Annotated in this window: 10 protein-coding genes and 2 tRNA genes; 2 read left to right on the top strand and 10 right to left on the bottom strand. The window is 60.5% G+C overall.

What is annotated here, in order from left to right:
• From VGN12_30195 to VGN12_30165, 7 genes are all read right to left on the bottom strand, one after another.
• The coding region (locus tag VGN12_30195) for a hypothetical protein (protein HEY4313750.1) at positions 1-1,488 on the bottom strand (1,488 nt) is incomplete at its 3' end.
• Positions 1,489-1,594: 106 nt separating this feature from the next.
• Complete coding sequence (locus VGN12_30190) at positions 1,595-2,185, bottom strand: LUD domain-containing protein (GenBank protein HEY4313749.1); 591 nt, start codon at positions 2,183-2,185, stop codon at positions 1,595-1,597.
• Complete coding sequence (locus tag VGN12_30185) at positions 2,163-3,545, bottom strand: lactate utilization protein B (GenBank protein HEY4313748.1); 1,383 nt, start codon at positions 3,543-3,545, stop codon at positions 2,163-2,165. Before VGN12_30185 ends, VGN12_30190 begins: the two co-directional genes overlap by 23 nt.
• Complete coding sequence (locus VGN12_30180) at positions 3,542-4,288, bottom strand: (Fe-S)-binding protein (GenBank protein HEY4313747.1); 747 nt, start codon at positions 4,286-4,288, stop codon at positions 3,542-3,544. Before VGN12_30180 ends, VGN12_30185 begins: the two co-directional genes overlap by 4 nt.
• A 139-nt stretch (positions 4,289-4,427) precedes the next feature.
• On the bottom strand, positions 4,428-4,829 hold the full coding sequence (locus VGN12_30175) for a response regulator (protein HEY4313746.1): 402 nt from the start codon (positions 4,827-4,829) through the stop codon (positions 4,428-4,430).
• Positions 4,830-5,149: 320 nt separating this feature from the next.
• The gene (locus VGN12_30170) at positions 5,150-6,436 is read right to left on the bottom strand and encodes a PQQ-binding-like beta-propeller repeat protein (protein ID HEY4313745.1); all 1,287 of its coding nucleotides are present in this window, start codon (positions 6,434-6,436) and stop codon (positions 5,150-5,152) included.
• A 252-nt stretch (positions 6,437-6,688) separates the two neighbouring features.
• Positions 6,689-8,515 (bottom strand): hypothetical protein, encoded by a 1,827-nt coding sequence (locus VGN12_30165; protein HEY4313744.1) that lies wholly within the window; start codon positions 8,513-8,515, stop codon positions 6,689-6,691.
• Positions 8,516-9,119: 604 nt separating this feature from the next.
• Between VGN12_30165 and VGN12_30160 the strand changes: the two genes are divergently transcribed.
• Positions 9,120-9,683, top strand: coding sequence for a hypothetical protein (locus VGN12_30160; protein HEY4313743.1), 564 nt, complete (start codon positions 9,120-9,122; stop codon positions 9,681-9,683).
• A 136-nt stretch (positions 9,684-9,819) separates the two neighbouring features.
• On the opposite strand, the gene VGN12_30155 is transcribed toward VGN12_30160, so the two are convergent.
• The 3 genes from VGN12_30155 to VGN12_30145 form a co-directional block, all read right to left on the bottom strand.
• Positions 9,820-10,026 (bottom strand): hypothetical protein, encoded by a 207-nt coding sequence (locus tag VGN12_30155; protein ID HEY4313742.1) that lies wholly within the window; start codon positions 10,024-10,026, stop codon positions 9,820-9,822.
• Between the two features lie 219 nt (positions 10,027-10,245).
• Positions 10,246-10,318: transfer RNA gene (locus tag VGN12_30150), tRNA-Ala, on the bottom strand.
• 174 nt (positions 10,319-10,492) lie between these two features.
• Positions 10,493-10,566 (bottom strand) — tRNA-Ile (locus VGN12_30145).
• Between the two features lie 437 nt (positions 10,567-11,003).
• On the opposite strand from VGN12_30145, the gene VGN12_30140 reads away from it, so the two are divergent.
• Positions 11,004-12,941 (top strand): thioredoxin-like domain-containing protein, encoded by a 1,938-nt coding sequence (locus VGN12_30140; GenBank protein HEY4313741.1) that lies wholly within the window; start codon positions 11,004-11,006, stop codon positions 12,939-12,941.
• Positions 12,942-12,977 lie beyond the last annotated feature (36 nt).

The following is a 12,977-nucleotide window of genomic DNA, read 5'->3' as shown; positions in this document are numbered from 1 at the left end:
GCGACCATGCTCACGCAACCAAAGCCCGAGTTGTGTACGCAGTCCCTGTTCGATCTCGGTCTGCTGAATCCGCATTTGATGCGCGCTCAAACCGAACAGGACGATCTGTCCGAACACGATCGCAACGAGCCAGCCCAGCGCTACCGGATGCCAACCGGCGACACGGACATTACGGTTTGCTGCTTCGGCACTAAATCCCGCGCTTCGACGGCGCTGCAGGGCGCCGGACAGGGTGATCGCGCCGCGCACCAGCGCCACCATGCCAAACAAGGCTGCCGGCGGCAGATACCACGGCGCGGGAAACAGCATGAACGTGAAGTATCCAACCGCAATCGTAAATGCTAGCGACGCCGCGCGCCCCAGCCGATCCTCGACCGGAAACAGCCAGTAGACGCAGCAAAAAATGCTGGCCGCGCTCGTCAGTCCATTGATAGCCCACATCGCAGGATGCGACTCGAGCCATTCCCCCTCGGGCGAGAACGCGTAAATCGGGCGAAAAATCGCGCTGGCCTGACTCAGGGCGATTTGCAGCAAATTATCAAGCATCACCGTAAGCCGCGCCGCCTGACCGCCGGGGACGAATCCCTTCGCGATCACGGTTTGTGGAACGGGAGAGCCGTAATACCACCAGGCCCACGCTACCCAGGGACTGTACAGCACAGCGCACACAACGGCGCTCTTGGCCAGCGACACGCATAGCCGGCGCCGGTCGAGGCGAGCGAAGAAGAAATCTCCGGCGACAAGCGCGGCGATATAGACAACCGCATCAGGCCGTGACCACATCAGTCCCGCCCAGCAGACGCCGCGTGCCATCCAAAGATCGGCATCATCGCGAATCCATAAGGAAATCGCGGCAGCGAGAAAAAATAGCAGAAAGGCAGTCTCCATCCCGTTGGCCGTGAAAGCGACCGCCTTCAAATCAAAACAGTAAAGCAGCGCCAGGCACCAGGCGCTCGCCGGGTAAGAAGGCGTCTCTCTGCCGACACGGCGCACGAGAAAAAGCGCACCTGCGGCAAAGGCCACGGCCGACAACACGCGATACAGCCACAGCGTCGCCTGAGCCGAGCCTTGCCCGGTGGCCAGGCTGCAGGCGGCCAATAGCAGCACATTCACCGGCGACGTGAAACCATGCACGCGCTCTCCGGGATTGAACAGCAGCCCGTCGCCGTTCAACAGATTCTCAGCATGCCGCAAAGTGATGTACGAATCTTCCCAGACTTGTTGAGTGAACAACGAGTAGCAAAGTGGCACGATCATCGCCATCGCAACGGCAAACAGCGTGACGCCCGCCGACGGCGCCCCGACTGAAACGGCCGCACGGCGAACGCGCGGCATCACTGCTTCGGCTGGCTTTGTGCCGGTTCGCTGCCCGATAGCCTCCCCCTCGTCGCTCATACTGCTTTCTTCATACTTTTCTTGCTTGGACCGCGTCGTGCGAACGCCAATAACGTACAACTCTTGATAGACGCTCGGATTCTCGTCAACCAATAATGCCTTCGTCGGTCGCGACTGGCAACTCGAACCCGGGATACCTTGGTCGGGGGAGATCGCCTTGCGAAGACTTCCTGACCGCGGGACCGTGGTACAGCGACGATTATGCCGGCTCGACGAGGAACACCGTCAGCGAGCGCGGTCCGTGAGCGCCGATCACGAGCGATTGCTCGATATCAGCCGTCTTCGAGGGGCCGGAAATAAAGACGCCCAAGCTGGAGCTGCCCACACTCAGCCGGGCGTAGGCCTCGTGCATATTGTGTACGATCTGATCCGCCGGCAGCACCAGGGCCAGATGTTGCACGATGAAATAGATCGCCCGATGGCGGATCCGCTCGTCCGTCACCCAAGCGGCGCCATTCTCGGCAACGCCGAATTCGGCGGGCATAATCGCCCAATCGACCGATTCCAGTTCGTGCGGGTCAGCGATGGTGGCCAAATCGCAATTCGCCGCGACGCCGGCTACATGCGACACGATGCCATTAGCATTCGCGAACTCAGGCCGAGCATTTAAGATCGGCGCAATCTCGTCGGTCGAGCGCACCCGTACCGCACGCCCCCCTACCCCGGCCAACTGGCTTTCGAATTGCGCCAGCGGATCGGCGAAGCGCAACCACGTGCGATCGAGGCTAGGTAGTTCGGCCGTGGGCACGCGCTGCGCGCGGATTGATTTAAGAATTTCGTTGCGACTCATGGCGACGGCGCTCGGCGTATTGCTCACCAAAACTCTTGGCCGGGAAGTCCGGCAGCTCGCGTTGCTTTCCCCAGGCATTCAGACCGTTGTAAATCATGAACCGCGGCAACAGTGGTGTCAGCCAGCGCGCCACCCGTCCCGCCAGGCGATACAGGGCCGGACGGCGGAAAACAAAGCTCATCGCTTGCATGCCCAACCGTTTCGAACGGGAGAGCAATCCTTGGTGCGCCAGTTCGCGCCGCCAGGTGAGCAATTGATGATGCAAGTCGATCTTCACCGGACAGACGTCGCTGCATGAACCGCACAAGCTGCACGCTTGCGGCAGGCTGTAGAACATTTTCGGATTGCGGGACGGGGCCAGGATCGAGCCGATTGGGCCAGGCACCGAAGTTTGATAGCTATGACCGCCGCTGCGCCGATAGACCGGGCAGGTATTCATGCACGCGCCGCACCGAATGCAATTCAACGAACGGCGAAACTCGTCACTCGCCAGAATGTCGCTGCGCCCGTTGTCGACCAGCACGATGTGCAGCTCGCCGCCGGGTCGCGGGCCATGAAAGTGCGAACTGTACGTCGTAATCGGCTGTCCGGTGGCTGAACGCGCCAAGAGCCGTAGGAACACGCCCAGGTCTTGCGCGCGTGGAACCAGCTTCTCGATTCCCATCGAGGCAATGTGCAACGTCGGCAGCGACACGCCCAGGTCGGCATTCCCTTCGTTGGTGCAGACGACAAAACCGCCCGTTTCCGCGATCGCGAAATTCACGCCCGTCAGTCCTGCCTCGGCCTGCACGAATTTCTCGCGCAAATGCTGGCGGGCTGCCTCGGTCAGGTAGTTCGGATCCGTGGCGCCCGCCGTGGTGCCCAGGTGCTCGTGAAAGATCTGGCCGACGTCTTCTTTCTTCTTGTGGATCGCGGGCAGGACAATGTGACTTGGCGATTCGCCAGCCAGTTGCACGATCCGCTCGCCGAGATCGGTATCGACGACCTCGATGCCGTGCCGTTCGAGGAACGGATTCAGGTGGCATTCCTCGGTCAACATCGATTTGCTTTTAACCAATCGCTTGACACCGCGATCACTTAGCAGCTTGAGCACGATTTCGTTGTGCTCAGCCGCGTTGCGCGCCCAATGCACCACCGCGCCACGGCGTGTCGCCTCGCGCTCGAATTGCTCTAGATAATCGGCCAGCCGCGATACGGTGTGAGCCTTGATCTGGGCGGCGCATTCACGCAACTCTTCCCATTCCGGCACCGACTGCGCGGCCTTGTCGCGCTTCGCGCGGACAAACCACAGGGTTTCATCGTGCCATTTCGCGCGCGGCGCATCGGCTACGAACGCGGCGGCGAGCGGTGCATGATTCATTTCGAATGCCCCGCCAGGATTTCGGCGATATGCATCACACGCAGCGGTTTTCCCTGACGACGGATCAAGCCAGCCATGTGCATCAGGCATGACATGTCATTGGCCGTGAGGACTTCGGCCCCCGCGGTCAGATGATCGTGAATACGATCGTTCCCCATCATGCACGAGACGGCTTCTTCGGCCACGGCGAATGTACCGCCAAAGCCGCAACATTCGTCGGGGCGAGCGAGCGTCACCAGTTCCAGACCGTCGACCATTTGTAATAGCCTTTGCGCCTTGCCAAACGCAGGTGCGACCAGTTCGCTCGAACTCGCCAGGCGCAGTTCGCGCAGTCCGTGGCAACTTTGGTGCAAGCCGACGCGGTAAGGAAAGCGATGGTCGACACGCGACGTATCGGCGACATCGACCAGGAACTCGCATAGCTCGAACGTCTTCTTCTTCAGTTCCTCGAAGCCAGGCTGCCCGGCCAGGTATTCGTCGTAGTGACAGCGCACCATGGCGACGCAACTTCCCGACGGGGCAACGACGTAGTCATAGCCCGAGAATATCGCCAGAAATCGTTCGGCCAGCGGCCTTGCCTGTTCGGTGCAACCGGTATTGGCCATCGGCTGTCCGCAGCAGGTCTGATCCGCCGGATATTCGACGCCATATCCGGCCTGTTCGAGCAAATCGACCGTGGCCAGGCCGACCTGGGGAAACAGTTGGTCAACGTAGCAAGGGATGAACAGACCGACGGTTGGCATCAGGCAGCTTCGCGAGAGCGGGAAAAGGCAGGCCACCTCAGTATAAATGGCCCAACAGCCGCCGGGAATGAGCGCCCGTCACGCCGTGCCAAGGCCTGACCGATGCCCCGCGCACTAGCGAAATCGCGATCCCGCCGGATCATGCCGTGGGCTGGGGCGCCAACCGTCGGGCTTCGTCGAGAAGGACGGTCAGGCTGTCGATGCGAATCGGCTTTAATTCGTGCCGTTGAAAGCCCGCCTCGAGGCAGCGGGCAACGATTTTCGCATCACCATAGCCGCTCAGGGCGACCAGCAGCGGCGGCGCGATTTCCAGCTCGCGAAGGCGCTCAACGACCTGAAACCCGTCCATGCCGGGCATCGCAAGATCCAGCAGAACAAGATCGGGGCGCAGCTCACGCACCATATCGAGGCAAGCCTGGCCATCTTCGCAGCCTGTCGCCTCGCACTGCAGATTCTCGAGCAGCTTGACGAGCACATAACGGCCATCAGGCTCGTCGTCGACGACCAGCGCACGTACCGGCGGATATCCAGCTCGTTCCATAAAACATCCCTGTTTACGCAACGGACGATCCGTTGGACCTGCTTTCAGAAGCAAAAGCGATCCGCAGAACCCGGTCCCTCGGCGTAATGCACAAACGAGCCTACCAATTGCCAATTCCGCGTGGCAAGCGTTTTGCGCACTTCCCTGCCGAATGGCATAGGACAACGGCCGTATTGAACACGTGGTTCAATTGCGACCAACTAACGGAGGGGAAAGCAAATTCGCTTCACGACGCATCGCGAAGGGAAAAAGCACCGCGTGTAAACGCCCCGCATCGCGCGCACCAACAGCGTGAAGCTAGCAGTTGCGATCGCTCTATATTATTTCCGCAGGTCGTAACAGACGATTACGTCCCCTTCGCGGACATAGAGCTTGCCATCCAGCACGACCGGGTGCGACCAGCTCGGACGCTCGCCGCTGCCGGGCACCTCGAAATGGCCGGCCTCTTCAAAGCCCTCGGGCGAAGCTTTGACCAGGGTCATCGTGCCGTCGGCGTAATGGATGTACAGGTGGCCGTCGGCGGCCGCCATCGACGCCGAATCATGTCCACTGCCGCGTGACTTCCATTTGACCTCGCCGGTCAAGAGATCCGCGCACCAGGGGATACCCCGATCTTCCGAATCGCCAAACAAGTAGTTGCCGACCAGAACGACACCACCGTGCTTGTTGCCCAACTCTTGCTTCAGCGGATAGACGACTTCGATCGACACTTCTCCGGCCGCGCCCGGAACCTGCTTCAGTAACGCCCCGCCCCGACCGTATCCGGCCACGAAGAAAACCAGGTCGTCGCGGACAATCGGCGTGGGAATCACGGCCGTGGTCTGATCGATATCAAACGTCCACAGCAGCTTGCCATCCTCGGCACGGACACCCATCGCACCACTGCCGGTGTCCTGGACGTAGACGCGCGTACCACCGACGTTAGCGACCACGATCGAGGAATGCCCTGCCCCACGATCCTCGGCCCGCGACGTGGTCCAGCGCGTCGCGCCCGTCATTTTGTCGAGCGCCACCATCGTATTCGTCGGTCCGCCCGGGGTGCATACCAGCTTGTCGCCGTCGATCAGAACCGATTCGCTGTAGCCCCAGCCGTCGGCCTTCTTGCCTTCGAAATCCTTCCTCAGATCCTTGCGCCACAGTTCGTGCCCATCGGTCTGGCAGCAGACCAGCACCCCGTGCGGAGTGACCACATAAACGCGATCACCATCCACGGTGGGCGTACTGCGCGAGCTCTGCCAGGTCGGCTTTCCTTCGGTCCAGGGCGCGCCGGTCTTGGCTTTCCAAAGTGGCTTACCATCCGTCTGATCGAAGCAGACCAGAAATTCGTCCGGGTCTTCGGACGTCGACGGAGCGTCACCGAGTGTGTAGATGCGTCCGCCTGCAATCGCCAGGCTCGAATATCCGCGCCCCGCGCCGGCCGCCTTCCACAGGAGCTTCGGTCCCCCTTCAGGCCAGGCCGTCAGCAGTCCCGTATCAGGCGCGGCCGCCGAACGAGTCGAACCGCGAAATGTCGGCCAACTGTCGCCGGGTGAGGCCGCGTGGACCAGCGTGGCAATTTGTGAAATGAACATCCCAGCCACGGCAATCAGCAAACCACGACGAAACATTGGTTGTCTCCCAGCGAATCGATGGGCCTTCCTGCTCAAATGGCAGGGGCAAGTCTTTGACAATCTCGCGCACGATCTGCCCAATAAAAACACCGCTGGTCACGAACCCGGGGGTCGTGGCGGTTCGAAAAAGTTTACGGTTGGGAAAAAACGGAGCGGGGCGGGCGATGCAAAATGGGCGGGCTAAAAACGGTTTGCCAGAGCGCCGCGCTTTTTCGGGCTGGCGCTCGGCGGCAGGCTGTCACCGTGATCTTACAGCGACTTCACATACTCTATCAAATCCGCCAGCTCGTCGGCGGACAACTCCCCCCTGCCGGTGACATTCTGGGGGGCGTGCAAGTCTCCGAGGACATCGGCCAGGCTTTGGGCCCGACCGTGGTGCAGCAGCCGAACCTTGCGCGAGACAAACCGCAGCGAAGGTGTATTGAACGTCGGGTAGACGTCCTTCGGGGAACCCAGGCCGACGTCGTGCAGTTGGTTGTCGGTGAACTCACGCCCTTGATGGCAGGTCGAGCAACCCGCCTTCTCGCCGCGAAAGACCAGCTCGCCGCGCCGCGCAGCCTCGGAAAGAGATCCGTCGGGATTCCGGTACGAATTCGGCGGCGGGGGCAAAGCTTGCAAAAACGCCACGACGGCCTGCACGTCATCGTTCGTTGGTTCCGGCCCCAGCATCGTTTCGGTAATCGATTTATGAACCGCGGCGCCGAGATTCTCTTGCCAGCCGTGCCATGTCCAAGGGGCCGTTTGCGAGACGTTGTATAGCCCCGGCACCGTCTTGAAGGTGCCGTAGCTGCCGTCATTCTTGGTGTCCATCGTGACGGCGTTGCTTCCTCCCTCGTAATGGCACGTATGGCAGGCATACCATTGGTCGAGGCTGCGCGCCGCATCGTAGAAGATCGCGGCCCCTTGCCGCTCAACCGAGGGCTCGTCCGGGCCGCCAAGCGAAATCTCTTGCGCAATCGCGCGCCGCTGGAGCTCGACGATCTGCAGGCTGTTCAACAGATAATTCGCCACAATCGCACGCCGGCCATCTTTCGTGATGCGCAGGCCCATCGGGCGTCCGCCCAGCGTGACGCGATAAAAGCGCTGTGGATCTCGAGCTAGTTCTCGATCTATATGATCTCCCGGTCCGCCGGTGGATTGGAATGGCAACCCCTCGAGGCGATACGCCAATAGTTCGTGCGTGCCCGACCCCGTTGAATACATCCATTGCCCGTCGTTACTCAGTGCAAGTCCGTGCGGATCGCTGACGGCTTTGCCAGGCGGGTCGAGCGTGATCGCTTCGCGCAACGTTTGCTCGTCCATGCGTAACCGCGCGATTCGCGAGCCCAGCACCCAGCCGCGCTGGACGTTGCGTTCTTCGATTGGGTTGTGGCGGTAAATCATCCATGGGACGTAAACCCACTCTCCGTCGGCCGAGACCTGCATGTGCCCCGCGTTGATGCCGCCATACTCATTCAAAAACAGCATCTTGCGGGCTTGCGTGTCGACGACCGCGATGGCGCGATCACCATTGCAATTCACCGCCAGACGCGCGCCATCGGGCGACAGCGCCACGTACCGCGGCCATCGTCCGACCGGAATCCGCGCCGCAACTTGATTGGTTTCCAAGTCAACGACCGCGACTTCCGCGGCCATGCTCAAGGCGACATACGCAGTGCGGCCATTGGGCGCGATCGCCACGCCGGCCGGCTCGAATCCGAGCGAAATCTTTTCCACCGGCTCAAGCGTCGCGCCGGACCAGCGAAATCGTTCTAACGTGCCGCTGTAACTGCAACTGACGAGCAATGTCTCGCCCTGCGCGGCGATGGTCGAAGGATGGGCGCCGCAAGGCACCTCTATCGCAACCCGGCCGCTAGCAAGATCAACAACCGATAGGCTGGCCGAAGTCTCATTGGCCGTGACCGCCCATTGCTCATCGGCTGAAAGGACCACATCAACAGGCGAACGATCGGGCGGGCGAGAAGTTCCCTGCGCGACGGCCAATGACAACGACCAGGGCGCAAGCCAATACGCGCCGCAGAGACCGGCAACCACCAGCAGCAACGTCGACGTGAATAGCAGGCGAACACGTGTCATGGCGTGCGTTGGGTGTCCGCCTCGGAATGCTGTCGAAAATGTTGACCGGTCCCGTATGCCGCAACAATTGGTTTATCGTAGCTCAACCCGGCCTGCCACGACTAGGTGCAAGACACCCCGTGCGGGCCAGAGTCATACCTTTGGAACCTGGAATATGCCATTGAGAGGCAATCTATCGGCAGCCAAACCGCCGGTTACGGTAAACGAAGAAGACGGCGCAGACAGGTGGTCATTTTTTCGCCGCGCTGATTCCCTAACGATCTTCACGGCAATCTCACAATTATGGAGACGATTACGCCCCAAGACCAGGTTGCCTTCCCAGCACGACCCCAGTACCCTTAGGAGCAATGGATGCGAGGGGCTGCCAGGATCGGGGATGATCGCTGGCCTCAACAATCGTCGGCACGCCAACAAACTTTTTTTGCCCACTCCCAATTTTGCATGAACCATCGTCCGTGGCGTGCGTACTTGCTGCGGACCGTTTTGGATTTGAGCGAACTGTCCTGCCGCTAGCATTTGCTCGCATTTTGTTCCGCACCGGGCAACGCGGAATTTTGTTCAGCTCTGCGTTACTTTCTATCCTTTTGTGGAGATGTAACTCGTCATGAAGAAAGCTTTGACTATCTGCCTGACCCTGGCGTTGGCCGCTGGTGTAGCCGTGGCCGCCGAACTGAAGAGTGGCCTCGAGCCGGGCAAGCTGATCGGACCGTTTGACGTCGTCAAATGTGCCGGTCCCGATGACAACGTGAAAGTGGGCTCCGAGCTGTGCTACCGTTGCAAGTACGGTTCTCGCCCGATGGTGATGGTCTTCTCGCGCTCGACCGACGAGAAGGTCGCCTCGCTCGTGAAGAAGTTGGACGGCGCCGTCGCTGCCAACTCGAGCAAGCAACTGGCCGCGTTCGTCAACCTGTTGGGCAGCGATCGTGACACCCTGGAAGCCAAGGCGAAGGAATTCAGCAGCAGCACCAAGGCCTCGAACGTGCCGCTGGTGGTGCCCGTCGAATTCGAAAACGGTCCCGCCGACTACGGCATCAATCCCTCGGCCGACGTCACAGTGATCGTCGCCAAGGGTGGCAAGGTCACCGCGGCCCACGGCTTCGCCAAGGGTGCGCTCGATGACGCCGCCATCGCCTCGGTCCTCAAGGACGCCGAAGCGCTCGTGCAGTAGCACAAGAAACTCGGACATCAGTCCGGAAGACAATCGAAAGCCGCTGTCCGTATCGTTCGGGCAGCGGCTTTTTTTATTGCGCCGCCGCTAACGCGCGTCGCACCAACTGGCGTAGAGATATCGACGAGGCACCAGCTTACGAAGTGTACTGGTGCTCGGGATGGCACTTGCCGCACCACACCGCGTCCTCGACGCGAACGGCATTCAACCGCCAACTCCACGCGCCGAACGAGCTGGAATAGCCCGAGGAAAACATCTTTTCACGGATGTGCTCGGCACACACCGCGCGCCCGCAAAACTGGCAAACAGCCCGAGCCTCGGATTCGCAATGAATACATTTCATGTGGTTGTTTTACCATGCGTAGGAAGCGCAATGGCGACGATTCGGCGCGCTCGTATGCATTGCGAAAGCTGGGCTCAAGCCCCCTCGAGCGCGCTAGAATGCGCGAGCATAGAAACTCGCACGTTTTAAATTCGCACCGTGCAGCAGGTCAGAGAAGCCTGCCAAGAGTCAACCGACAACAGCCGGCCGACAAGAACATCCCTGCACGAAAAAAAACAGTGGAGACGAAGGGAATCGAACCCTCAACCCCTGCCTTGCAAAGGCAGTGCTCTCCCAATTGAGCTACGTCCCCATTTTGGCAAACCGAGTTTGCCGCCGAGTTCGACTTTGCGACTTCCCGCTGCCCCATGGCCGGATCGCCTGTCCCAGTTCCCGATCGGCCATGGCCGGCCTACGCCCCGTGGCAAAGGGCCAGATAAGCGCACCAGACACGCGTCCGAGCGACTGGCAAAACTAGCCTAAACAATGGGCGCACCAAGACTCGAACTTGGGACCTCAGCCTTATCAGGGCTGCGCTCTAACCAACTGAGCTATGCGCCCGCGGACCGGTTCACCCGGCGACCTTGCAGATGTTCTCGCGTGGCGGACTCACCACCCGGTCGGCCACCTGCTGCCGACTGCGAACTCGCTATTTTAAGTCTCAAGCTGGCGCTGTCAAACCGCCTAGTCTGCCTACTGCCCAGCGAATTGCCCGGTCAAGCTTAGCACCCGGAAAACGCCCCCCAGGCAGGCGCAAACCGCCTCATACCTTTCGACTCCTGCCTAGCAAAGACAGGGGGCTCCCGTTCGGCCGTGTATTGCTTCTCGCCAGCGATTTCCCTGACTGGCTGCATGCCTGCGCCGCCAGCGGCCGGCATCCAAAAAATCACTGCGATTCGATCATGTTGCCTGATCGTTCAGGTCGAATATCAACGCAACATGGTTTGCGCCGCGCCTGCGCTCCGATCGCTGTTGATATGGATAAAGGAATTCGCACGATGACCATCCCTCTTTACATTCGCCGCACCGGCGGTGTGGCGGGCTTGCTGCTAGCCTCGCTAGCCGGGCAGGTCGCACATGCTGCCCCCACGGTTTCCGACGCCCTCAAGCTGACGCCGATTCAGAAGGATGTCGAATTCGCCACGCCGGCCAAAGACGCCCTCGAACAATGCACGATCAAGCCCGAGAAATTCAACAATCAAAGTGCCTGGGTCGTGCGTGACAAGGCAGGCCAGATCCTGCGCCGCTTCGTCGACACCAACACCGACAACGTCGTCGATCAATGGTGCTACTACCAGGACGGCCTCGAGGTCTATCGCGACGTCGACGCGGACTTCAACGGCAAACCTGACCAGTGCCGCTGGTTCAATACGGCCGGCACACGCTGGGGCCTAGACACGAACGAAGATGGCAAGATCGACCGCTGGAAAGAGATCTCGGCCGAAGAGGCCAGCGACGAGCTGGTTCACGCCCTCTCGGAAAAGGATCCGGCCCGCTTCGCCCGGCTGCTGCTCACGGCTGACGAGCTAAAGGGCCTGGGCCTGGGCGATACCCGCGCTGAAGAATTGAAAACCAAGCTGGCCGCTGCCCCCGATCAATTTCATAAGTTGCTGGCCGGCCAGAAGGCGGTCGGCAACGACGCTCGCTGGCTACAGTTCGGCGGATCACGCCCCGGTATCATGCCTGCTGGCACCGACGGTTCGACCAAGGACGTCGTGATCTACGACAATGCTGTCGTTGTCGCCGAATCAAACGGCAAGCACATGCAGTTGCAACTGGGCACGCTGGTTCGCGTCGGCGACACCTGGCGTCTGATCGGCGTTCCGCAGATCGAGGGCGAAGGCGACACGCCGATCGCAGGCATGCTCGGCCCGTCGCGTCCTGGAGATCGCGAAGACGAGAAAGCACAAACCGACGCCGGTGGTCCGCCGCAAAAGCTGCTGGCCGAGCTGGAACGGCTCGACAAGGCTTACGACGACGCGGCTGATCCGAAAGAACAAGGCACAATCGCCGCCCAAAAAGCCGCGGTCATGCAAGAGATAGCCAGCATTGTCACCACGCCAGAAGATCGGGCTCAATGGATTCGCCAAACGGCCGACTTCATAAGTGCCACAGTGCAGCAAGGAATATGGCCCGACGGCGTCGATCGGCTGGCCGAATTGCATGCCAAGCTAGCAAAGGATCCGGCCGGCGAAGAGTTGGCCGCCTACGCGGAATTCCGCCATTTAACGGCCCAATACGGACGTGATCTTTCGGCAGGCAAGTCCTTCGAAACGGTCCAATCCGCCTGGCTCGCCAACCTCGAAAAGTTCGTCAAGGATCATCCCAAGAGCGCGGATACCGCCGAGGCGATGTTGCAACTGGCGATGGCCCAGGAGTTCGCCGGCCAGGACGAGGAAGCCAAGAAATGGTACGGCGAAATCCGCACCAGTTTCCCTGACTCGAACACGGCCAAGAAAGCCACCGGCGCCATCGCACGCTTGGATTGCGTCGGCAAGGTCATCAGCGTGAAGGGGAACAACGTCAATCCCGCGCTGCCGAAAGTGGCCGCGCTGAATCTCGCCCAGTTCAAGGACAAGTTGGTGCTGATTCAGTATTGGGCCACCTGGTGCGAACCGGCCGTGGTCGACTTGGCACAGCTCAAGGAAGTGCAAGCTCAATACGGCAAGGACGGCCTGATCGTCATCGGCGTCAGCCTCGACAACAAGCCTGAAGAGCTCGCTGAATACTTGAAGGAACACAAGGTTCCTTGGCCGCAGATCTTCGAGCCGGGTGGGCTCGATAGCAAGCTGGCCAACGAGCTGGGCATCCTCACGTTGCCGACGATGATCCTGGTAGGCAAGGACGGCAAAGTAGTGAATCGGAACGTGCATATTACCGAGCTCGAGCGCGAGGTCGGCAACCTGCTGCATCCGTCGACCGCTCGCAAGAAATAACCGCAAAGTTGTTGTAAGTTCTGCAACTTTCGCGAT

It is taken from the genome of Pirellulales bacterium (assembly GCA_036499395.1).
Classification (GTDB): domain Bacteria; phylum Planctomycetota; class Planctomycetia; order Pirellulales; family JACPPG01; genus JACPPG01.
The sequence above is the reverse complement of the archived record's forward strand: the minus strand, read 5'-3'. Positions and strand labels throughout refer to the sequence as shown.